At 72.9% G+C, this 22,378-nt stretch carries 16 protein-coding genes; 11 read left to right on the forward strand and 5 right to left on the reverse strand.

Annotation, left to right across the window (positions count from 1 at the left end; translation table 11 throughout):
- Positions 1–161: 161 nt before the first annotated feature.
- Positions 162–1,088 carry a 2-hydroxyacid dehydrogenase gene (locus OG989_RS13915; protein WP_327030723.1) on the forward strand — a complete coding sequence of 309 codons (927 nt, stop codon included), beginning with the start codon at positions 162–164 and terminating at the stop codon, positions 1,086–1,088.
- A gap of 21 nt (positions 1,089–1,109) precedes the next feature.
- Here OG989_RS13915 and OG989_RS13920 read toward each other — a convergent pair whose 3' ends face one another.
- Entirely contained in the window at positions 1,110–1,487 is a 378-nt protein-coding gene (locus OG989_RS13920; protein ID WP_327030724.1) for a PH domain-containing protein, read from the reverse strand.
- Between the two features lie 204 nt (positions 1,488–1,691).
- On the opposite strand from OG989_RS13920, the gene OG989_RS13925 reads away from it, so the two are divergent.
- Positions 1,692–3,962, forward strand: a complete 2,271-nt coding sequence (locus tag OG989_RS13925; protein ID WP_327030725.1) for a bifunctional diguanylate cyclase/phosphodiesterase — start codon at positions 1,692–1,694, stop codon at positions 3,960–3,962.
- Positions 3,963–4,035: 73 nt separating this feature from the next.
- Positions 4,036–4,860, forward strand: a complete 825-nt coding sequence (locus OG989_RS13930) for a MerR family transcriptional regulator (RefSeq protein ID WP_327030726.1) — start codon at positions 4,036–4,038, stop codon at positions 4,858–4,860.
- A 78-nt stretch (positions 4,861–4,938) separates the two neighbouring features.
- Here OG989_RS13930 and OG989_RS13935 read toward each other — a convergent pair whose 3' ends face one another.
- A complete protein-coding gene (locus OG989_RS13935; protein ID WP_327030727.1) occupies positions 4,939–7,953 on the reverse strand; it encodes a carbohydrate binding domain-containing protein in 3,015 nt (1,004 codons plus the stop codon).
- Positions 7,954–8,330: 377 nt separating this feature from the next.
- Positions 8,331–9,350 carry a LacI family DNA-binding transcriptional regulator gene (locus OG989_RS13940; protein WP_327030728.1) on the reverse strand — a complete coding sequence of 340 codons (1,020 nt, stop codon included), beginning with the start codon at positions 9,348–9,350 and terminating at the stop codon, positions 8,331–8,333.
- Between the two features lie 385 nt (positions 9,351–9,735).
- On the opposite strand from OG989_RS13940, the gene OG989_RS13945 reads away from it, so the two are divergent.
- The 7 genes from OG989_RS13945 to OG989_RS13975 all read left to right on the forward strand — a co-directional run bounded on the left by OG989_RS13945 (position 9,736) and on the right by OG989_RS13975 (position 18,454).
- Positions 9,736–11,025, forward strand: a complete 1,290-nt coding sequence (locus OG989_RS13945) for an ABC transporter substrate-binding protein (protein WP_327030729.1) — start codon at positions 9,736–9,738, stop codon at positions 11,023–11,025.
- Between the two features lie 71 nt (positions 11,026–11,096).
- Complete coding sequence (locus OG989_RS13950) at positions 11,097–12,113, forward strand: carbohydrate ABC transporter permease (RefSeq protein ID WP_151455347.1); 1,017 nt, start codon at positions 11,097–11,099, stop codon at positions 12,111–12,113.
- Positions 12,114–12,198: 85 nt separating this feature from the next.
- Positions 12,199–13,053 carry a carbohydrate ABC transporter permease gene (locus OG989_RS13955; RefSeq protein WP_151455353.1) on the forward strand — a complete coding sequence of 285 codons (855 nt, stop codon included), beginning with the start codon at positions 12,199–12,201 and terminating at the stop codon, positions 13,051–13,053.
- Complete coding sequence (locus tag OG989_RS13960) at positions 13,050–15,497, forward strand: glycosyl hydrolase 2 galactose-binding domain-containing protein (RefSeq protein WP_327030730.1); 2,448 nt, start codon at positions 13,050–13,052, stop codon at positions 15,495–15,497. Before OG989_RS13955 ends, OG989_RS13960 begins: the two co-directional genes overlap by 4 nt.
- A 190-nt stretch (positions 15,498–15,687) precedes the next feature.
- Positions 15,688–16,224 (forward strand): hypothetical protein, encoded by a 537-nt coding sequence (locus OG989_RS13965; RefSeq protein WP_327030731.1) that lies wholly within the window; start codon positions 15,688–15,690, stop codon positions 16,222–16,224.
- A gap of 191 nt (positions 16,225–16,415) precedes the next feature.
- Positions 16,416–16,754: an ArsR/SmtB family transcription factor gene (locus OG989_RS13970; protein ID WP_327030732.1), complete on the forward strand. Its 339-nt coding sequence runs from the start codon at positions 16,416–16,418 to the stop codon at positions 16,752–16,754.
- Positions 16,751–18,454: a SulP family inorganic anion transporter gene (locus OG989_RS13975; RefSeq protein WP_327030733.1), complete on the forward strand. Its 1,704-nt coding sequence runs from the start codon at positions 16,751–16,753 to the stop codon at positions 18,452–18,454. Before OG989_RS13970 ends, OG989_RS13975 begins: the two co-directional genes overlap by 4 nt.
- Before the next feature lie 85 nt (positions 18,455–18,539).
- Here the strand turns inward: OG989_RS13975 and OG989_RS13980 are convergent, their stop codons facing one another.
- Positions 18,540–19,268 carry a hypothetical protein gene (locus tag OG989_RS13980; RefSeq protein WP_327030734.1) on the reverse strand — a complete coding sequence of 243 codons (729 nt, stop codon included), beginning with the start codon at positions 19,266–19,268 and terminating at the stop codon, positions 18,540–18,542.
- Between the two features lie 330 nt (positions 19,269–19,598).
- Here OG989_RS13980 and OG989_RS13985 point away from each other — a divergent pair, with 330 nt between their 5' ends.
- On the forward strand, positions 19,599–20,192 hold the full coding sequence (locus tag OG989_RS13985) for a hypothetical protein (RefSeq protein ID WP_151455343.1): 594 nt from the start codon (positions 19,599–19,601) through the stop codon (positions 20,190–20,192).
- Between the two features lie 249 nt (positions 20,193–20,441).
- On the opposite strand, the gene ilvD is transcribed toward OG989_RS13985, so the two are convergent.
- A complete protein-coding gene (ilvD, locus tag OG989_RS13990; RefSeq protein ID WP_151455342.1) occupies positions 20,442–22,289 on the reverse strand; it encodes a dihydroxy-acid dehydratase in 1,848 nt (615 codons plus the stop codon).
- Between the last annotated feature and the right edge of the window lie 89 nt (positions 22,290–22,378).

A 22,378-nucleotide genomic window follows, 5' to 3' on the forward strand; every position in this document is an offset into this window, starting at 1 on the left:
GACCGGCACTCCGGTCCTCCCTTATACCCCCTCCGGACCAGAATCGACGCGGTCGCCGGAGCGTCGCCCTGATCACCTCAGCCGCGTCGGGCGGGCCCGTCCGGGTGCCGGGGGCCGCCCCGCGCGGCGGGCACCCTCGCCGGGGGCTATCGTCGGCGGGCGTGAAGGTATGGATCCCGCACCAGGCCGGCCGGACGCTCCTCGGTGAGCTGCCGCCGGAGGTCACGGTCGAGGTGGCCGAGGACGTCTCCCGGCTCCCCTCGGAGGCTGCCGGCGTCCGGTTCTGGGTGCCGCCCTTCCTGGCCGGCGGGGACGCCACCGCCCTGCTGGGCGAGCTGCCCGACCTGGCGGTGGTGCAGCTCCTCTCCGCCGGGGCGGACGCGTGGGCCGGCCGGGTCCCGCCCGGCGTGACGCTCTGCGACGCCCGGGGGGTGCACGACCCGTCCACCGCCGAGTGGGTGGTCGCGGCGATCCTGTCCCAGTTGCGCGGCTTCCCGGCCCTCGCCCGCGCGCAGGCCCGGCGCGACTGGGCGTACGACGAGGTGGCCCCCACCGACGAGCTGACCGGCAAGCGGGTGCTGATCGTCGGGGCGGGCTCCATCGGCACGGCGGTGCGGGACCGGCTCGCGCCCTTCGAGGTGAGCTTCACGCTGGTGGCCCGGACCGCCCGCCCGGAGCAGGGCGTGCACGGCGTCGAGGAGCTGCCGGGGCTGCTTCCCGAGGCAGACGTGGTGGTGCTGCTGGTGCCGCTGACCGAGCACACCCGGGGGCTGGTCGACGAGAGGTTCCTCGCCGCGATGCGGGACGGCGCGCTGCTGGTCAACGCCGCCCGTGGGCCGGTGGCCCGGACTCAGGCACTGGTCGCCGAGCTGCGTACCGGCCGGATCTCGGCCGCGCTGGACGTCACCGATCCCGAGCCGCTGCCCGCCGACCACGAGCTGTGGGCGATGCCGAACGTGCTGCTCACCCCGCACGTGGCCGGATCGGTGCGCGGCCTGCTGCCGCGCGCGTACCGGCTGGTCGGCGACCAGGTCCGCCGGTTCGCCGCCGGCGAGCCGCTGATCAACACGGTGGTGGACGGCTACTGAGCGGTGCCGGCGCGACGGTGCTCAGCCGGTCGCGCCGGGCAGGGCCTGGCCGGTGGCCGAGATCAGCCGGGGCAGGTCGGTGCCGCGTACGGCCGGCAGCGTGACGCGCTGGCCGTCGTCGAGCCGGGCGACCGCCCGGCCGCGCGGGTCGGCGGCCAGCTCGACGACCCGGTCCCAGCTGATCCGGCGCTGCCCGACCAGCGCCCGCAGGCGCAGCTCGTGGGCGTCCGCGTCGGTGCCGGCCCGCCACGCCCACACCGTGACGGCGAGCGGGACGAGCAGCACCGGCAGCAGGTACCACCGGGCGCCGGCCACCGGCAGGGCACCGAAGAAGGCGACGATCGCGGCGGCCAGGATGGCCTGGTTGTGCCGGAAGTGGACGGTGTCGGAGCTGCTCACCCTCCGATGATCCCACCCCCGCCGGCCCCCGTACGCGCCGGGCGGCACCGGGGCGCACCGCGAGCGTCAGTGACGGGGATCACGGTCGACTCGGCGTCACCGCCTTCCTGTCCGCTCGTTCACGTCTGGTGGGCAGCGGACCGACCCCGGGTCCGGCGCCCCGCACCGTCGCACCGCCCGTGCCCCCTCACGAAGGCGACCGCCGTGCCCCTCGCGTACCCGCAACGCGCGTCCATCCCCCGTCCCACACTGCCGGACACCCTCGTCCTCGCCGCCGTCGCGCTGCTCCTGCTCGCCGGCGCGGCCGGTCGGGTGCCCGCCCTGGCCGTCGTGGCGCTGGCCGGCGCGGCCAGCTGCGCCCTGGCCGGCGCGCGGCTCTCCCGGCTCACCGCCGTCCCGCCGCCGACCCTCGCACCGGTCCCCACCCGGTCCCGCGCCGCCCGCCGGCGCGCGGCGCCGCCCCGACGCGTCGCCGTGCTGCTCGACGCCGCGGTCGTGACGGCGGGGCTCACCGCCGCAGTGCTCCCGCTCGCCGAACCGGGCCGACGCTCCGCCGTCGTCGTGTCGGGGCTCGCCGCCTCCGCCGCGTTGTTCGTCGCGGGTCTGCCTCCGGCGGCGCGGCGACCCCGCCCGTCCGCCCGGGTCCGGCTCCGTGGGGCCGTCGACGCGACCGCCGCCGGCCTGGGGCTGGTCCTCGCCGGCTGGCTGCTGCTGCCCCGCGACGCCCTCGACCCGCCGGTGCGGTTCGCCGTTGCCGTGGTCCTGGGCGGCCTCGCGCTCGCCGTGCTCATGGTGCTGACCGGGCCGCAGCGGCGGACCGGCGCGGCCCGCTGCCGGGGCGGGGCGGCGCTCACCCTGTCCGGGCTGGTGGTGCTGGCCGTCCTGCAGACGGGCACGGCACCAGAACGGGCGGCGCTGGTGTCCGTACCCCCGCTGGTGGGTGGGGTGCTGCTGACGGCGGCGGGGGCGCGGCGGGCGACCCGTCCGGAGCCCGACCCGCCCGCCCCGCCGACCAGGGTGTGGCCCCGGGCCGTGGTCCCGGCCGCCGCGGCGGTGGCGGCCGTCGGATGGCAGCTCCGCGACGGCGGGCCGCCGGACCTCACCGCGGTCCTGCTCGCGCTCGCGCTGGCCCCGCCGTTGGTGCTTCGCGACCTGCTCCGGGCGCACGATCCGGCGCAGCCGACCGGCCCCGGCGACCCGCCGGTCGGGCACCGCCCGGCGGACCCGGACCGGTCCGGCGCGCCCGTGGACCGGCCGGCGCTGCTGCGGGCCCTCGCCGCCCTCCGGAACGCGCCGGCCCCCGCCGGCGCGCTGCTCGTCGTCGACCTCGACGGACCCGGCCCCGCCTCCGACGGGCACCAGGGCCGCGAGGACGTGCTGGCCGAGGTGCTCCGCCGGGCCCGCGCGGTGGTCGGCCCCCGGGACCTGCTCGCGGACGTCACCGCCACCGGCTTCGCCGTGGTGACCGAGGTCGGGCCGGTGCTGGCGTACGCGCTGGGCACCCGGCTGCTCGCCGCGCTCACCGAGCCGTACCGCGCGGCGGGCGGGCTGCTGCGGCTGCGGGCCGGCATCGGGCTCGCCGAGATCGGCAACGGCGGCCCGGAGGACGTGCTGCGCCAGGCGGACCTGGCCCGGCGGCGGGCCGTTCAGCTCGGCCGGGACCGGGTCGAGTGGTACGACGCCTACCTGGAGGAGCAGCTCGTCCGTCGGCTCGACCTGGAACGGGAGCTGCCCGGGGCGGTCGCCCGGGGCGAGTTGGACCTCGTCTACCAGCCGGTGCTCGACCTGACCGACCGGCAGCCGGTCGGCACGGAGGCGCTGCTGCGCTGGCGCAGCCCGGTGCTCGGCACGGTGCTTCCCGCCGAGTTCCTGCCGGTGGCCGAGGACCTCGACATCGTGGGCGAGCTGGGCTGCTGGGTGCTGGACCGGGCCTGCCGGCAGCTCGCCGCCTGGTCGGCGGGGAGCCGGCAGCTCTGGATGGCGGTGAACGTGACCGTCCGGGAGCTGACCTTCCCCGACTTCGTGCCGCGAACGGCGGCCGTGCTCGACGCGTACGGGTTGTCGCCGGACCGGCTGGTGGTCGAGGTGGCGGAGCCCCGGGTGGGTGCCGAGCTGCCGACGGTGGTGGCCCGGCTGGCCGGGCTGCGCTCGCTGGGCGTGCGCACCGCGCTGGACGACTTCCGGGCCGAGCACGCCTCGCTGGCGCAGCTCCGCCGGTTGCCGATCGACCTGCTCAAGGTCGGCCCGCAGCTGGTGGACCCGGCGGACCCGCAGCGCCCGCTGATCGACGTGGTGGTGAACGTGGGGGACCGGCTGGGGCTGGACATCGTGGCCGAGGAGTTGGAGTCGGCGAGCCTGGTCGACGGCGCGCGGGGGGCCGGCTGCCGGTACGGGCAGGGCTTCGCGCTGGCCCGCCCGGCCACCGCCGAGCGGGTCGAGGCGTACTTCGAGGAGTTCCCGTCGGCCTCGCGCTGACCGGGCGGCGACGTTCCCCCGCCCCCGCCTGGTTGACTCTGACACCGTGTCAGGGCCGAACGTGTGAGGGGCCATGTTCACCATCGGAGACTTCGCCAGGCTCGGCCGCGTGTCGGTCCGCATGCTGCGTCACTACGACAGCATCGGGCTGCTCCGCCCGGCCGCCGTGGACCCGCACACCGGGTACCGGTCCTACCGGGCCGAGCAGCTCCGCCGGCTCAACCGGGTGATCGCCCTCAAGGAACTGGGACTCACCCTCGGGCAGGTGCGGGCGATCATCGACGACGCCGTCGAGGTCGCCGAACTGCGCGGCATGCTGCGGCTGCGCCGGTCCCAGCTGGAGGCTCAACTGGCGGCCGACACCGCCCGCCTGGCCGGGGTCGAGGCGAGGCTCCGCATGATCGAGACGGAGGGGCGGATGACCAGCCAGGACGTCGTACTCAAGGAACTGCCCGCGGTCCGGGTGGCGGAGCTGACCGGGGTGGCCCGCAGCTACGAGACGCCGGACATCTCCACGGTGATCCAGCCGCTCTACCCGGAGCTGTTCCGGCGCCTCGGCTCGGCGGGCGTCGTGCCCTCCGGCCCGGGGCTGGCCTGGTACGAGGCGACGGGGGAGGGCGAATCCGTCGTGGTGCACGCCGGGGTGACGGTGGCCGCCGACCCCTCGGCGGCCCGGGACTTCGGCGTCGTCGACCTGCCCGCGGTGCCCACCGCGGCGACGATCATCCATCACGGGCCGATGGACGAGGTGGAGGGCAGCATCCAGGTGCTCGCCACCTGGATCGAGGCGAACGGCTGGCGGGCCGACGGGTACACCCGCGAGTTGTACCTGGACTACTGCCCGGACGAGCCCGAGAAGGGCGTCACCGAACTCCAGTTGCCGGTGGTCGCGGCGTGAGCGGCGGCCCGACCCGGGTGCGGGTCGGGCCGCCGGTGGTGTCGGAGGCGGCCGGTCCGGCCGCCTTCGACACCGGCGTCACCGCAGGTAGGGGCCGGTGTCGCCGACCTTGCCCGGCGCCGGGTTGCCCGGCAGGTCCAGCACGTACACCCGCAGGTTGCCCTGTCCGCTGACCGTCGCCGTCAGGGTCCCGTTGGTGACCGTCCGGACGTCGCCGGTGACCGCGTCGGTGTAGCGGCCGTTGGGCACGCCGGTGAACGTCGCGCTCCCGGAGACCGTGACCAGCGCGAAGCTGTCCAGGCCGCCGGCGGTGAAGCGCCGCTTGTACGCCATGGAGTTGCCGCTGATCCCCTCGGTCGAGTACTGCCCCTTCTGCAGGGCCGGCACTGCCCGGCGGATCAGGTTGAGCCGCTGCACGTGCTTGACCAGCGGCTTGTCCAGCGTGCTGGCCACGGGGCCGGTGGCCGAGGCGACCCGGCCGAAGCCCGCCGCGGTGACCGTGCCCGCCAGGTGACCGCCGTAGTAGGCGCGCCCGGTGGTGGCCAGCGGGCAGGTCGGCCCGCAGTCGATCTTCGCGCCCTTCTGGAACTCGATCTCCGAGCCGTAGTAGAGCGTCGGGATCCCCCGGAACGTCCACATGAGGCTCATGTTCTCCGCCCAGGCGCCGGTGCCCCCGGTGTAGCGGGTGTTCGACTTGTTCGGGCCGTAGTCGTGGCTGTCGACGTACACGACGTTGTAGGTCGCGTCGTTGTAGCTGTCGTCGGAGTCCTTGCCGTTGCCGAAGGCGTTGTTCGCGTCGCCGAAGTTCATGTGCATGCGCATGTCGATGACGTTCATGCCGGAGAACTTCGAGCGGTCCGGCGCGTGGTAGGTGTTCCCGCGCAGGAACGCGTTGTCGCTGGTCGGCTGCCCGTTCGGGCCGAGCAGCTGCTCGTGGTCGTACTGCTCGATGGCGGCGCGCACGTCGTCGGGGCTGTACTCCTTGCGCTCCTTCCAGGTGAAGAACTGCGCCGAGTGGTTCACCGAGCCCCGGTTCCACTTGTCGTTGACGAACGCGGCGACCTCACCGAAGACGTAGAAGTCCCGGCCCTTCTCGCCGTGCCTGGCCAGCGCGTGCTGCTGGATCGCCGGCAGGAAGCGCCGGTTCCAGGTGACGCGGGGGATGTGCACGGCGGTGTCGATGCGGAAGCCGTCGACCCCCATGTCGATGAACTTGTTGTACGTGTCGATCAGGTACTTCTGCACGGTGGCGTTCTCGGTGTTGAAGTCGGCCAGGTCCTCGTGCAGCCAGCAGCTACGTGAGTCCTCGCCCTCCCAGTTGCCGATCCAGCACTGGTGGTACAGGTCGGCCGGGAAGAGCTTGCTGGTCGGGGTCGGCCACTGGCACTCGTAGAGGCGGAAGCCCTCGGGGCTGGTGCCGGCCGGGGCACCCCAACGCGGGCACTGGTTGCCGGTCGGCGCGGTGGTCGACCAGACGTCGCCGTTGTAGGGCCGTCCCTTGGCGAGGGCATTCTGCGCCGGGGTCAGCTCCGGGTCGGTGCCGGGGTGCTCGACCATGGGGTCGTACGAGCGGCCCGGCTCCTGCTTGCTGTACATCCACTTCCACTGCTCGTCGCGGGCGCCGTACACCGTGGGGGTGAACAGGCCCTTGGCGCCCCAGCGGGAGCTGTGGTTGTAGACCACGTCCTGGAAGACCTTGATCCCCTTGGCGTGCGCGGCGTTGATCAGGTCCTGGTAGCTCGCGCCGGGGCTCTCCAGCCGCGGGTCGACCCGCTGGAAGTCCCAGCCGTGGTAGCCGTGGAAGTCGTAGTCGGACCGGTTCAGCACGACCGGGGTGATCCAGAGGGCGGAGAAGCCGAGCCCCTTGACGTAGTCGAGCTTGTCGATCAGGCCCTTGAAGTCGCCGCGGAACATCGGGTCGTCGTTGGCCGCGTTGCCCGACTTGACGTGCTGGCTGCCGCCCCGGTTGTTGGTGGCGTCGCCGTCGGCGAACCGGGCGGTCATCACGAAGTAGATGCTGTCCTCGCGGGGGTCGCCGCCGAGCGGGGTGCCGGCCGCGGGCGGGGGCGTGCTGGTGCCGGTGGTGACCGCCACGGGGGCACTGGCCGGGGAGGTGTTGCCGGCCGCGTCGTACGCCCGGACGGTGTACTCGTAGCGGGTCTGCGGGCTCAGCGCGTCGTCGACGTGGCCGGTACCGGCGGTGGTCACCGTGACGGTGCCCTGCGACCCGCCGGTGCGGGTGAGCCGGTAGCCGGTGACCCCGCGGTCGTCGGTGGCCGCGGCCCAGGAGACCGCGACGCGCAGCCCGTTCGCGGTCGCGCCCAGCCCGGTGGGGGTGGACGGCGCGGTGGTGTCCGGCGTGTCGGGCGGGCACGGTGCGGCCGCGCCGGCGGTCACCACCCCCGCCTTGACGGTGCTCACCCCGGCGCCCAGGGTGTAGTCCGCGCCGTTGTTGTTGTCCCAGGCGCCGGCGCCGTTGTTGAACGCCGCCCGGAGCGTGGCGGCGGTGCCGAGGTCGACCACCCGGCGGGCCCATCCGGCGCAGCCGGCCTGCATCGGCGCGCCGGGGACGGTGGTCCAGGCCCCGCCCGCGGGCTGGTAGTGGATGTTCGCGGCGGCCCAGCCCCTGGTCCCGACGTGGTACCAGACGTCGGCCGTCCGGCCGGCCGGCGGGTTCGACGGGGTGGGCGTGGGCGAGGGGGTGCCGGCACAGGGGTCGCCCGTGCCGACCACGCCGTCCGCGACGGTCACCGTCCCGGTGCCGGTGCGGTAGTTCGCGCCCCGGTTGTTGTCCCAGGTGGCGCCGTTGTGGTTGAACACCACCTGGAGGCCGGTGGCGGTACCGGCGTCGATGGTGCGTTTGCGCCAGCCGGCGCACGCCGCCTCCATCGCCACCCCGGGCACGGCCGTCCACGCGCCGCCGTCCGGCGCGTAGTGGACGTTGACCTGGCCGGTCCAGGTGGCGGCGGGTCGGTAGTAGACGGTCACGGAGTTCGCGGCGGAGGCGGTGCTGAGCGGGGCCAGCCCGACGGCGATCCCGGCGGCCAGCGCGGCCGCGATCGTCCGTCGTCGTCGTCCGGTGCTGGGATGCATCGGAGCTCCTCGGGGGTGGTAGTCGGCGAGGGCCGAGGGGGACGGGGTGCCTTGCGTGACAGCCGTCGACTGTGGGGGATTGTCCGGACCGGACAGTGACGTGACGGATCACGTCACAGGATGACGAATGTTTCTGCAAGGTCTTGCAAGTGGCGAGAAAGTTACCACCATCAACGTCACGACACCAGACGTTCACACTGATCGGACAGAGGCCCGCCGGCCCCGGACGTGCGGAGCCGGACGGATGGCGGCTCCGGCCGCTACGGCGCACCTCGGGGTGGTCAGTTAACCGGTTAAGGTGGACGGCGCCTACGGCTCACGCCGTCGCCCCGGCCGGGAGGCCGACGGGCGGGGCGCCCGGGTCGGCGCGGTCCGGCTCAGCTCGCGCGCGGCGGGGCCGTGCTGCCCCGGGGCGTGAGGTGGGCGGTCCCGTCCTGCACCTGCCGGGCCGGCGCGCCGCCGATCACCGCCAGCAGTTCCCGGGCGGCGTGCGCGCCGTACGCCGGGATGTCCCGGCCGAGCGCGGTCAGCGGCGGGTGCACCAGCTGGCAGAGCGGCGAGTCGTCCCAGGCCACGATGGACACCTCGCCCGGCACGGCGAGGCCCATCTCCTGGGCCACCGACAGCCCCGCTATCGCCATCACGTCGTTGTCGTAGATCACGGCGGTGGGGCGGCCGGCCGAGCTGAGCAGCCGCCGGGTGGCGCGCGCCCCCTCCTCGCCGGTGTAGTCCGACGGCACGGTGACCGCGTCGGCCAGACCGAGCCGGCGGCACACCTGGGTGAACGCCTCGGTGCGGATCTCGGTGTGCAGCAGGGCGGGCAGGCCGCCGACGCGGGCGATCCGGCGGTGGCCGAGGGCGACCAGGTACTCCACGGTCTCGACCAGCGCCGCCGCGTCGTCGGACCAGACGCTGGCCAGCCCGCCGGTGCCGCCCGGGCCGCCGATCACCACCGCGGGCAGGCCCAGCTCCTCCAGCACCGGCACCCGGCGGTCGTCGGCGCGCAGGTCGCAGACGAGGACGCCGTCGACGCGGCGCTCACCCCACCACCGGCGGTAGACGGCGACCTCCGCCTCCTGGTCGGCCACGACCTGGAGGGTGAGCGCGTACGACCGGGCGGAGAGTTCGGCCTCGACGCCGCTGATCAGCTCCATGAAGAACGGCTCGATGCCGAGCGTGCGGGCGGGGCGGCAGAGGGTGAGGCCGACCGCGGCGGCGGTGGCCCCGGAGAGGGAGCGGGCGGCGCGGCTCGGGTTGAAGCCGATCTCGGCGGCGATGGCGAGGATCCGCTGCCGGGTGGCCTCGGAGACCCCGGGCTGGCCGTTCAGCGCATAGGAGACCGCCCCCTTGGACACCCCGGCGCGGCGGGCGACGTCGGCGATCGTGGGTCGCTTCACCGGCGTACTCCTCCACTCTCCCGCCCGGGCGGGTGTCACCACGAGGCCGGGGCGACCGGCGGCGGTCCACGCTACTGCACCCGGCCCGGGGAAGGCCGGCGCGACCGGTGCGCGGCGTCGGGCCGGTCGCCGGCTTTCCCGGTTAAGTGATCTGGTGTGGCTCGGCTCAATCCCTTGCCGCACCGCCAGCCTGCGTTCCGCTGTCTCGCAGGAATGCCTCCACCTCCCATGATCGCGCTCCCATGACAGGTGCAGATTACCGTGAGACACCGATCGTGACTGCCCGTTGACAGCGCCGAAACTGCCCCGTACGGTGGCGGAACTTATCCGGTTCAGTCAACGACTCTCGATGTCGGGAGCGTTCCCATCTGGCGCGGAGGATGACATGAGACGGTCCTTGACGCACTGGGCCAGGGCGGCCGCCGTCGGCGCGGTCAGCCTGGTCATGGTCGCGGCGTGCAGTGGCAACAGCGGAGGTGGCGGCGACTCCCAGGCGGGTGGCCAGGTCACCCTGAAAATCAACTTCTGGGGCGACTTCGGGCTCGACGAGCTCAAGGCGAAGTACGAGGACGCCAATCCGAACGTCAAGATCAGCCTGAACACCGGCGAGTACAACGCCCAGCACGAGGACCTCCAGAAGAAGCTCGTCGCCGGCTCCGGCGCGCCGGACATCGCCGCCGTCGACGAGGGCTTCGTCGTCCAGTTCCGCGGCCAGGCCGACAAGTTCGTCAACCTGCTCGACAAGGGCGCCGGCACGTACGAGCAGAAGTACCTGCCGTGGAAGTGGAAGCAGACCCTGACGCCCGACGGCAAGACCCAGATCGGCCTCGGCACCGACGTCGGCGGCCTGGCCATGTGCTACCGCACCGACCTGTTCAAGGCCGCCGGCCTGCCCACCGGGCGCGACCAGGTCTCCGCGCTCTGGCCCACCTGGGACAGGTTCATCGAGGTCGGCCAGCAGTACACGGCCAAGAGCGGCAAGAAGTTCATCGACGCCGGCACCAACATCTTCAACCCCGTCCTCGGGCAGCAGCCGGTCGGCTTCTACGACGAGAGCGAGGCGCTCAAGATGGACGGCGGCCCCAAGGTCGCCTTCGACGTGGCGGCCCGGACCATCGCCGCGGACCTCTCGGCCAACCTCACCGCGTTCTCGCCCGAGTGGAACAGCGGCTTCGTCAAGGGCAACTTCGCCGTGCTCGCCTGCCCGGCCTGGATGCAGGGGCACATCAAGAACACCGCCCCCGGCACCAGCGGCAAGTGGGACGTGGCCGCGATCCCCGGCGGGGGCGGCAACTGGGGCGGCTCGTTCCTGACCATCCCCAAGCAGGGCAGGAACGTCGACGAGGCGTACAAGTTCGTCGAGTGGCTGATCCAGCCCGAGCAGCAGATCGAGATCTTCAAGAAGGTCGGCAACCTGCCCTCCCAGCCGGCGCTCTACCAGGACCCGGCGATCAAAGACTTCACCAACCCCTTCTTCAACAACGCCCCGGTGGGTCAGATCTTCTCCAAGACCGCGGAGAGCCTGACCCCGCAGTACCTCGGCAAGCGCAACGGCCCGACCCGGGTGGCGGTGGAGAACGTGCTCAACCGGCTGGCCACCGGAAACCTGAAGGGCAAGCCCGACCAGGCGTGGACCGAGGCGGTCAAGGAAGCCGAGAAGGCCGCCAGGTCCTGACCGCGCGCCGGTCGGGGCGGGCCCGCGCCGCGCCCCGACCGGCCCTTACTTCGGTGCCTGGAGGTGCCCCGATGTCCACCACCCGCGCCGCCCCCACGGCGCCCCGGCCCGGCCAGGAGCCCGGCGCGACAGCCGAACGCCGGGGCCGCCGACCAGAGCCGGGCGGCTGGCGTACCCGGTTGTACCGCTTCGACGTGCGCTACGTGCCGTACCTGCTGATCGCCCCGTTCTTCCTGCTCTTCGCCGTCTTCGGGCTCTTCCCGATCGTCTTCAACGGCGTCGTCGCCCTGCGCCACTGGCGGCTCGACGATCCGACGCTCACCGGCTGGGCGGGGCTGGAGAACTTCCGCCGCCTCTTCACCGACGACGACTTCTTCAACGCGCTCGCCAACACCTTCGGCATCTTCCTGCTCTCCACCGTGCCGCAGCTGCTGCTGGCGCTGATCGTCGCGTCGCTGCTGAACCGGAAGCTGCGGGCCCAGACCTGGTTCCGGGTCGGGGTCCTGCTGCCGTACATCACCCCGGTGACGGCCTCCACGCTGATCTTCTCCGTGGTCTTCGCCCGGGACACCGGCATCGCCAACTGGGCGCTGTCGCTGCTCGGCATCGGCGAGACCGAGCCGATCGACTGGCGGTCCGCGAAGTGGTCCTCGTGGATCGCCATCGCCACCATGGTCAACTGGAAGTGGATCGGCTACAACGCGCTGCTCTACCTGGCCGCCATGCAGTCCATCCCGCGCGACGTCTACGAGGCCGCCGCCGTCGACGGGGCCGGGCCGTGGCGCCAACTGTGGCGGATCACCGTGCCGATGATCCGGCCCGTGGTCATCTTCACCGTCGTGCTCTCCACCATCGGCGGCCTGCAACTGTTCACCGAGCCGATGCTCTTCGACGCCAACCCGGCCCTGGGCCTCGGCGGCGACGACGGGCAGTGGCAGACCGTCGCGCAGCTCATCTACAAGGTCGGCTGGCGGGACCTCAACCTCGGCTACGCCGCCGCCATGTCCTGGGCGCTCTTCCTGGTCATCCTGCTCGTCGCGGCGATCAACGCCGTCATCACCAACCGCCTGGGAGGTGGTAAGCGGTGAGCGCGAGGAGTGAGCTTGCGAGCCCCGCAGTCGCGAACGAAAGGTGGCACAGGTGAGCGCCTCGAATCCCCGGCGGGGGGTGCTTATGGGCCGGGCGCCGCAGCACATGCCCGGCACCGTCTGGACCTACCTGTTCCTGAGCGTCGTGATCGCGTTCTCGGCGTTCCCGCTCTACTGGATGTTCGTCATCGCCACGAACACCGACGAGGCGCTGGCGCAGATCCCGCCGCAGGTGCTGCCCGGCGGTCAGCTCGTCACCAACCTGCGGGAGGTCTTCTCCATGCAGGACGTGTTCTTCCTCCAGTCGCTCGGCAACAGCGTGATCGTGTCGTCGGTGGTGACGGCGTCGGTGCTCTTCTTCTGCGCGCTGGCCGGCTTCGCCTTCGCCAAGCTGCGGTTCAAGGGGCGCAACGCGCTGATGGTCATGGTCGTCCTGACCATGACGGTGCCGAACCAGCTCGGCGTCGTCGCCCTCTACATCCTGATGGGCCGGATGCCCGGCGAGGGCGGCTGGAACGGCACCCTCCTCGCGGTGATCGTGCCCGGCCTGGTCACTGCGTTCGGCGTCTTCTACATGCGGCAGTTCATCCTCGACGCGGTCCCCGACGAGCTGGTCGAGGCCGCGCGGATGGACGGCGCGAGCACCATGCGGATCTTCTGGAGCGTGGTGGTGCCGGCGGTCCGGCCCGCCATGGCGGTGCTCGGCCTGCTGACCTTCGTCGCCACCTGGAACGAGTTCCAGTGGCCGCTGATCACCCTCGGCGGCACCGACTACCCGACCTCGATGGTCGCCCTCTCCGACCTCGCCAGCGGCAACTACGTGCTGTACCGGCGGGTGCTGGCCGGCGCCCTGGTCGCCACCCTCCCGCTGCTGGTGATGCTCTTCATCGGCGGCCGTCAGATCGTCCGAGGAATCATGGAAGGCGCGGTGAAGTCGTGACCCGGCAAGCGTTGCACGAGGGCTGGACCCTGCGGGCGGTGGAGGGGCCGCAGGTGCCGGCCGCGATCGCGGGCCGCGCCGTGCCGGCCACCGTTCCCGGCTGCGTGCACACCGACCTGCTGGCCGCCGGCCTGATCCCCGACCCGTACCTGGACGACAACGAGAAGGGGCTCGCCTGGATCGGCCGCACCGACTGGGTCTACGAGACCACCTTCACCCATCGGCCGGGCGGCGACGAGCGGGTCGACCTCGTCTGCGCCGGCCTCGACACCGTCGCCACGCTCACCCTCAACGGCACCGAGGTCGGCCGCGCCGAGAACATGCACCGTGGTCACCGCTTCGACGTCCGGTCGCTGCTGGTCGCCGGGTCCAACACCCTGGCCGTACGCTTCGACTCCGCCTACCGCTACGCCGAGGCGCAGCGGGACCGGCTCGGGGACCGGCCGAACGCCTACCCGGAGCCCTTCCCGTTCATCCGCAAGATGGCCTGCAACTTCGGCTGGGACTGGGGGCCGACCCTGGTCACCGCCGGCATCTGGCAGGAGATCGGGCTGCACGCCTGGTCCACGGCGCGGCTGGCCGTCATGCGTCCCCTGGTGACCGTCGAGGGCGGCGACGGCCGGGTGGAGCTGCACGTCGAGGTCGAACGGGCCGGCGCCGCGCCGCTCACCGTGCGGGCGACCGTCGCCGGCGCGGCGGCCGAGGCGACGATCCCGGCGGGGGAGCGCACGGCCGTGCTGACCCTTACCGTCCGCGACCCGGCGCTCTGGTGGCCCAGGGGGTACGGCGAACAGCCGCTGCACCCGCTGGAGGTGACCCTGCACGACGCCGACGACCACCCGCTCGACACCTGGTCGCGGCGGATCGGGTTCCGCTCCGTACGCCTCGACACCACCCCCGACGCGCACGGCACCCCGTTCGCCCTGCACGTCAACGACACCCCGGTCTTCGTCCGGGGGATGAACTGGATCCCCGACGACGCCTTCCCCACCCGGATCACCCGGGACCGGTTGGCGCACCGGTTCCGGCAGGCCGCCGACGCGAACGTCAACCTGCTGCGCGTCTGGGGCGGCGGCCGGTACGAGTCGGACGACTTCTACGACCTCGCCGACGAGCTGGGCCTGCTCGTGCAGCAGGACTTCCTCTTCGCCTGCGCCGCCTACCCCGAGGAGGAGCCGCTGCGCGCCGAGGTCGCCGCCGAGGCCGCCGAGCAGGTGGTCCGGCTCGCCCCGCACCCGTCGCTGGTGCTCTGGACCGGCAACAACGAGAACATCTGGGGCTGGCACGACTGGGACTGGCAGGAGCCCCTCGCGGGGCGCACCTGGGGACGCGGCTACTACCTGGAGCTGCTGCCCCGGATCGTCGGCGAGCTGGACCCGACGCGGCCGTACTGGCCGGGCAGCCCGTGGTCGGGCCGCGAGGAGATCCACCCCAACGACCCGGCGCACGGCACCACGCACATCTGGGACGTCTGGAACACCGACGACTACACGAAGTACCGCGAGTACGTGCCGCGCTTCGTCGCCGAGTTCGGCTACCAGGCCCCGCCCGCGTACGCGACGCTGCGCCGGGCGCTGTCCGACGAGCCCCTCGCACCCGACTCGCCGGGCATGGCGCACCACCAGAAGGCGATCGACGGCGACGCCAAGCTCCGGCGGGGGCTCGACGCGCACCTGCCGGCACCGGCGGACTTCGACGACTGGCACTGGCTGACCCAGCTCAACCAGGCGCGCGCGATCCAGCTCGCCGTCGAGCACTTCCGCTCCCACCGGGACGTCTGCGCCGGCACCATCGTCTGGCAGCTCAACGACTGCTGGCCGGTGACCTCGTGGTCGGCCGTCGACGGCGACGGCCGCCGCAAGCCCCTGTGGTACGCGCTGCGCCGGGCGTACGCCGACCGGCTGCTGACCGTCCAGCCCCGCGCGGGTGGCCTGGCCCTGATCGCGGTCAACGACGGGGCGACCCCGTGGCGGGCGACCGCATCGGTGACCCGGCTGACCCTGGCCGGCGAGCCACGGGCGAAGACCACGCTGGAGCTGGACGTCCCCGCGTACGCCAGGATCGAGCTGGCGCTGCCGGCGGAGCTGGCGCGGCCGGACGAGGCCCGGCGCGAGCTGCTGGTGGCCGAGGCGGGCGGGACGGCCGAGCGGGCGCTCTGGTTCTTCGCCGAGGACCGCGACGCCGACTGGCCGGCGGCCCGGTACGACGCGGCGGTCGAGCCGGTCGACGGCGGCCAGCGGGTCCAGGTCACCGCCCGCACGATCCTGCGGGACGTGACGCTCTTCCCGGACCGCCTCGACCCGGCGGCCGAGGCCGACGAGGCGCTGGTCACCCTCCTGCCGGGGGAGTCGGCCACGTTCACGGTGCGCGCGGACGCCCCGCTGGACCCGGCGGCCCTGACCACCCGCCCCGTCCTACGCTGCGTCAACGACATCGCCGGCTGACCCGGCCGGTGCCACGACGGTGATCTTGGCAAGATTCGGCCCCCGGAGGGGCCGTTCCGCACCAAGATCTCCGTCGGGCGCACCCCCAGGGCGGGCGGCCCGGTGCCTGGGGAAGGATCCATCAGGAGCGGAGGGCCGGCCGGGGGCGGGAGCCGACCCGCCGGAGGTCGCACCAGCCACAGGGAGAACCATGATCGCGGAGCACATTCGTGACGCGTCGGCCACGGCGGTCGTGTTCGGTTTCTTCGCGTCCGGCTGGTTCGGCTGGGCGCAGGAGGCGCCGCCCCGGCGGTGGCCACCGTTCCTCGGCGCCGGCTCGGTGCTCTCGTTGCTCACCGCGGTCGCCGGCGGCATCCTGACCTGGCGGCGCTGGTCCGACCCGACGGCCTTCGACGCCGACACCAGCCGTGCCTTCGGAGTCGTCGTGGGCATCGAGTTCGGCGTCGCCGCGCTCGGTGCCGGGCTGCTCGCCCTGCGGCGCCGACGGGACCTGATCCCGGTCTGGGTCGCCCTCGTGGTGGGCCTGCACCTGTTCCCGGTCGCGGCGCTGATCGACTATCCGCTGGTCCACGTGGTCGCCGCCCTGGTGACGGCGACGGCGCTGGCGGCGGTCCCGGTGGCCCGGGCCCGCGCCGTCGCGGTGAGCGCGGTGGTCGGTCTCGGCGTGGGCGCGGTGCTGCTCGCCGCCGCGCTGTCGTCGCTGGTCATCGCTTTGGTGGCGTACTGAGGCGGGCGGCACCTGCCGCAGGTGGAGCGGCGGCCGGGCCGTCCGACGCCCACTCCGGCCCGCAGCGGTAGCCGCCCCTGCCCGACCGCCGTCGCCCCGGATGGGGCGGGTGCGGCCGACGCTGTGAGTTGAAGATTTTCGCAAGTGCTAAAGTTGGCAATTGAATGTGGCGTCGCGTGACGGAGGCTGACGTGTCGGTACCGCTCTACCAGGCGAAGGCGGAGCTGTTCCGCACCCTCGGCCACCCGGTGCGGATCCGCGTGCTGGAGCTGCTCCAGGACGGGCCGAAGCCGGTCCGCGACCTGCTGGCGGCGATCGACGTGGAGGCGTCCAACCTGTCCCAGCAGCTCGCGGTGCTGCGCCGGGCCGGCATGGTGACCTCCAGCCGCGACGGCGCCCTCGTCGTCTACGCCATCAGCACCCCGGACGTGGCGGACCTGCTGGCCGCCGGCCGCCGCATCCTCGGCGCCGTCCTCACCGACCGCGACGCGCTGTTGGACCAGCTCCGGGCCGACGGGCGGGACCGGTGAGCACACTGTCGGTGCGTGACCGGTTCGTCGGGCTGCTGCCACCACGCGCCGACTGGCTGGCGGTGCGCCGCGCGCCCCGGCGCGACCTGCTCGCCGGGCTGACCGTGGCCGTGGTGGCGCTGCCGCTGGCCCTGGCCTTCGGCGTCACCTCCGGCCTCGGGGCCCAGGCCGGGCTGGTGACGGCGGTGGTGGCCGGCGCCGTCGCCGCCGTCTTCGGCGGCTCCCACCTCCAGGTCTCCGGGCCGACCGGGGCGATGACCGTGGTGCTGGTGCCGGTGGTCCAGCAGTTCGGCCCCACCGGGGTGCTGATGGTCGGGGCACTGGCCGGGCTGGTACTGATCGCACTGGCCCTCGCCCGCCTCGGTCGGTACGTCCACTACCTGCCCGTCCCCGTGATCGAGGGGTTCACCGCCGGCATCGCGGTGGTCATCGCCCTGCAACAGGTGCCGGCCGCGCTCGGGGTCACCGATGCGCACGGCGACCGCGTCTGGGCCGTCGCCGCCGACGCGGTCGTCCGGTTCGTCGCGGATCCACGGCCGGTCCCTGTCGCGGTGGCCCTCGGCGTGGCGGCGATGATGCTGCTCGGTGCCCGGTGGCGTCCCGGTCTGCCGTTCTCGCTGCTCGGGGTGGCCGCCGCGACCGTCCTGGCCGAGACCGCTCCGGTCGAACTGGTCCGCATCGGCACCCTGCCCGCCGGCCTGCCCGCGCCCTCGCTGGGCTTTCTCGACCTTGACGCCGTCGGGGTCCTGCTGCCCTCCGCCCTCGCGGTCGCGGCGCTGGCCGCGTTGGAGAGCCTGCTCTCCGCCACCGTGGCCGACCAGATGACCGTGGGCCAGCGCCACGACCCCGATCGCGAACTCTTCGGCCAGGGGCTGGCCAACCTCGCCGCCCCCGTGTTCGGCGGGATCCCGGCCACCGCCGCCATCGCCCGTACGGCGGTGAACGTGCGCGCCGGCGCGAGTTCGAAGCTGGCCTCGCTCACCCACGCCGTCGCCCTCGCCGGGATCGTGCTGGCGGCCGCGCCCCTGGTGGGCCGGATCCCGCTTGCCGCGCTGGCCGGTGTCCTACTGGCCACCACGGTCCGGATGGTCGAGGCCGGGTCTCTGTGGGCGCTGGCCCGCGCCACCCGGGGCGACGCCCTCGTGCTGGTGCTCACCTTCGCGGTCACGGTGGCGCTGGACCTGGTCACCGCCGTGGCGGTCGGGGTGGGCGTGGCGATCGTGATCGCGCTGCGCGCGGTGGCCCGTACGGCCCGCGTGGAACAGGTTCCCCTCGACCCCGGCGAGCACAGCGCCGAGGAACAGGCCCTGCTCGCCGACCACATCGTGGCCTACCGGCTGGACGGCCCGCTCTTCTTCGCCGCCGCGCACAGCTTCCTGCTCCAACTCTCCGACGTGGCCGACGTACGCGTGGTCATCCTGCGGATGTCCCGGGTGAGCACCCTCGACGCGACCGGAGCGCAGGTGCTCGGCGACGCCATCCTCCGGCTCCAGGAACGCGGCATCACCGTGCTGCTCTCCGGCATCGTCCCCGGCCACGACCAGGTGTTGGCCACTCTCGGTGTGGCCGACCAGCTGCGCCGCGACGGCCTGGTCTTCCCCGACACCCCGGCCGCGATCCGGTACGCCCGGGCCGTCGTGCTGCCCGGCGGAGAAGGCCTGGCCGGCGACGACGCTCAGGAGGCGGCCAGGGCTGGGTGAGCAGCGTCGTCACGCTCCGGATGAGGAAGAAAGTGCGAGCGGCAGCGACGAGGTCGGGGTGGTGACTGGCGGCCCGTGCCCGCCGCTACCAGACGATCACGTCGAAGGTGAACGTCTTCCCTGGTTCGTAGCGCTTGACGGTCAACCACGCCCAACGTTTTTCTGTCGTCCGCACACAGAAGGACTGGTCTGTCCGGAGTTGTTCGCTGAGGATGTCGTTCTGTCGGGTGACGGACGTCTCGCAGGCGCTTTCGGACGGCGTCCCGTCGATCACGACGACGTCACCAGGGGTCCGCACCGGTGGGGTCCCGCGGTTCAGATACACGTCCAGGCCCTGGCCGGCCGAATAACCGTACTGGACGTTCCAGTTCGTAGCCGTGGAGTCGAGGTCGAGGGAGTAGCTCATCGAGAGAGTGACTCCCTCGTCGGCGCGACTCGGAGGCTTCACGCCGTCGGAGGTCGGGCTCACGGTGCTGCTCGGAGCGGGGGCGTCGGTCGGGTCGGTGGGACGGCCGGTCGGTGTCGCCGGGAAGGTCGGCGCTGAGGTGGGGGACGTCGGGACAGCGCTGGTCGGTCGGTCGTCGGGGCTGGGGGTCGCCGCGACCGTCGTGGGTTTACCCGTACTCCGGCCCACGATGCGGTCGGTGGCCGCGCCGGTCACCGCCGACAGGACCACCAGGATCATCACCACCACGGTGGCGAGTACGGGGCGGCGCTGCATCCAGAGCCACCCCAGCGCCCAGCAGGCCGCGGCGAGGCCGGCGAGCCCGACCGCCACCACGGCCCAGGCGCCGGCGCTGGTCAGGTACTGCATGACGCCCGCCACCGCGCCCACCACGCCGGCAGCCGTCGACACCAGCACGACCCGTCTGTCCGAAGGTGGTGGACTCGGCTGGTTCACTGCGCCGCTCCGGGTCGCTCACCGGTGCCGAGGCAAAGATCGGGGGACATGGCTCAATTCGACGCCGCACTCCTCAGTGGAGCCAGGAAGTGTTGCCCATCCGACAGTCCTGCTCGGGGCGCGGTTACGGGATGGACAAACGTCCTTGCTGCGCCTCATTGCATCGACAGGCAACAATGACGAGGCATCGACGTCTCTCTCGGGAGGTATTACATGAGTCGTTTTCGTCGCATACTGCTCGCGATGGCGCTCGTCGTCACTGCGGCGCTGCTGGTACCGGCCACACCAGCCAGTGCCGTTGGTCAGCCGGTGAAGATCTGTTTCCAGGTCGGTGAGTTCGGCGGTCGGCCGATCTTCGACTGTCATGAGATCGTGCTGCCGGAGTTCAAACCGAGACCGATCGGGCCGATCGAGTGTCTGAGTTGCCCGCCGGTCTACGAGTTGTGGGACCGGATCGACCCGGAGAAGCGCTTCGAGTATCTGAACCGGCTGGGTCGGGGCATGTCGCTGCTGGGGGAGGCGGCACAGGCCGTGGACCCGATCAAGGCGGAGCGCCTGCGGGAGTTGGCGACGGAGAGCTTCTGGTCGTCGGCGAAACTGCTGGAGGGTTCAGAGGTGAAGCTCCGCCAGGTCGGCTGGGCGGACCTGGAGAACGAGAAGTTCCACGGCGACCCGGATCCGCAGCCGTCGCTGGTGGCGAGCGGGGAGAACCTGGTTGGCGGGCTCGAACTGATGCAGAAGGCGCTCGGTGATCCGCAGCCGGAGCCCAACATCGCGGCGGCGATGGCCCGCTTCGACCAGGCGTACAAGGACCTCGGAACGCTGTTCGCCGGCTGAGCCCTCGGTTGCCACGGGTGCGACGGTCCCGGATGCGTCGCACCCGGTGCACGACACCGTTGTCCTTCTGACGTCGTGGACGATTCGCCGCCGGCTGGTGGCGCGGCGCGGCCCGGACGTCACCGCCTGATGTCACCAACGACTCAGCTCGACAGCGTCGTACGACCCTTCGCCCCAGGCGAAGGGTCGTACGGCGTCACCGTCCCGGGAGCACGGGTTCCCGCTCACGAAGACGGCCCGCCGCGGCGGCTACTCCGGGACGCGGCGGTAGGCGCCGTCGCTGGCCGAGGTGGCCATCGAGGCGTACGCGCGCAGCGCCGCGGACACCGGCCGCTGCCGGTCGACCGGGGTGTACGGCTTGTCGCGCTTCTCCTGCGCGATGCGCCGGGCCTCCAGCACGTCGGGGGCCACGTTCAGCTCGATCGACCGGCCCGGGATGTCGATGACGATCTCGTCGCCGGACTCGACGAGGGCGATCAGCCCGCCGGAGGCCGCCTCCGGGGAGGCGTGCCCGATGGAGAGCCCGGAGGTGCCGCCGGAGAATCGGCCGTCGGTGAGCAGCGCGCAGGAGCGGCCCAGCCCCCGGCCCTTGAGGAACGAGGTGGGGTAGAGCATCTCCTGCATGCCGGGGCCGCCCTTCGGCCCCTCGTAGCGGATCACCACCACGTCGCCGGCGACGATCCGCTTGTTGAGGATCGCCTCGACGGCGTCGTCCTGGGACTCGTAGACCTTGGCCGGGCCGCGGAAGGTCAGGCACTCCTCGGGCACCCCGGCGGTCTTCACCACGCAGCCGTCCGGCGCGAGGTTGCCGTGCAGGATCGCCAGGCCGCCGTCGGCGCTGTAGGCGTGCGCGAGGTCCCGCACGCAGCCCCCGGCGGCGTCGGTGTCCAGCGACGACCAGCGGTTGGTGGTGGAAAACGGCTCGACGGTGCGCACCCCGCCCGGGGCGGCGTGGAACAGCTCGACCGCCTCCGGCGTCGGCGAACCGCCCCGGACGTCCCAGTCGGCGAGCCAGCGCTCAAGGTTGGGGGAGTGCACCGCGTGCACGTCCCGGTGCAGCAGGCCGGCTCGGTCCAGTTCGCCGAGGATGGCCGGGATGCCACCGGCCCGGTGCACGTCCTCCATGTGGTAGTTCGGGGAGTTCGGGGCGACCTTGGCCAGGCAGGGCACCCGGCGGGAGACGGCGTCGATGTCGGCGACGCCGAAGTCCAGCTCGGCCTCGCGGGCGGCGGCGAGCAGGTGCAGGATCGTGTTGGTCGAGCCGCCCATCGCCACGTCGAGCGCGACGGCGTTCTCGAACGCGGCCCGGCTGGCCACCGCGCGGGGCAGCACGGAGGCGTCGTCGCCGTCGTACCACCGCTTGGCGATCTCCACGGCGGTGCGGCCGGCCTCGACGAAGAGCGACCGGCGCGCGGCGTGGGTCGCCAGCGTCGAGCCGTTGCCCGGCAGTGCCAGGCCGATCGCCTCGGTGAGGCAGTTCATCGAGTTGGCGGTGAACATGCCGGAGCAGGAACCGCAGGTCGGGCAGGCCGACCGCTCGATCTCGCCGAGCTGGTCGTCGGTGACGGCCTCGTTGGAGGAGGCGATCATCGCGTCGATCAGGTCGATCTTGGAGTGCACGACACCCTCGATCGCCACGGTCTTGCCGGCCTCCATCGGCCCGCCGGAGACGAAGACGGCCGGGATGTTCAGCCGCAGGGCGGCCAGCAGCATGCCCGGGGTGATCTTGTCGCAGTTCGAGATGCAGACCAGGGCGTCGGCGCAGTGCGCGTTGACCATGTACTCCACCGCGTCGGCGATCAGCTCCCGGCTGGGCAGGGAGTAGAGCATGCCGCCGTGGCCCATGGCGATGCCGTCGTCCACGGCGATGGTGTTGAACTCGCGGCCCACCCCGCCGGCCTCCGCCACCGCCTCGGCGACCAGACCGCCCATGTCCTTGAGGTGCACGTGACCGGGTACGAACTGGGTGAAGCTGTTGGCGATGGCGACGATCGGCTTGCCGAAGTCGTCGTCGGTCATCCCGGTGGCCCGCCAGAGGGCCCGGGCGCCGGCCATCGTCCGACCGTGCGTGGAGGTCTTCGACCGCAGCTCAGGCATGCCCACAAGTGTTACACCGTCGCGGGGACGGCCGGCTGCCGTGCGCGACGTGTCCCAAAGGTTGCACACCCGGCCCCCCACGCCGCGCG

It is taken from the genome of Micromonospora sp. NBC_01740 (assembly GCF_035920365.1).
GTDB lineage: Bacteria > Actinomycetota > Actinomycetes > Mycobacteriales > Micromonosporaceae > Micromonospora > Micromonospora reichwaldensis.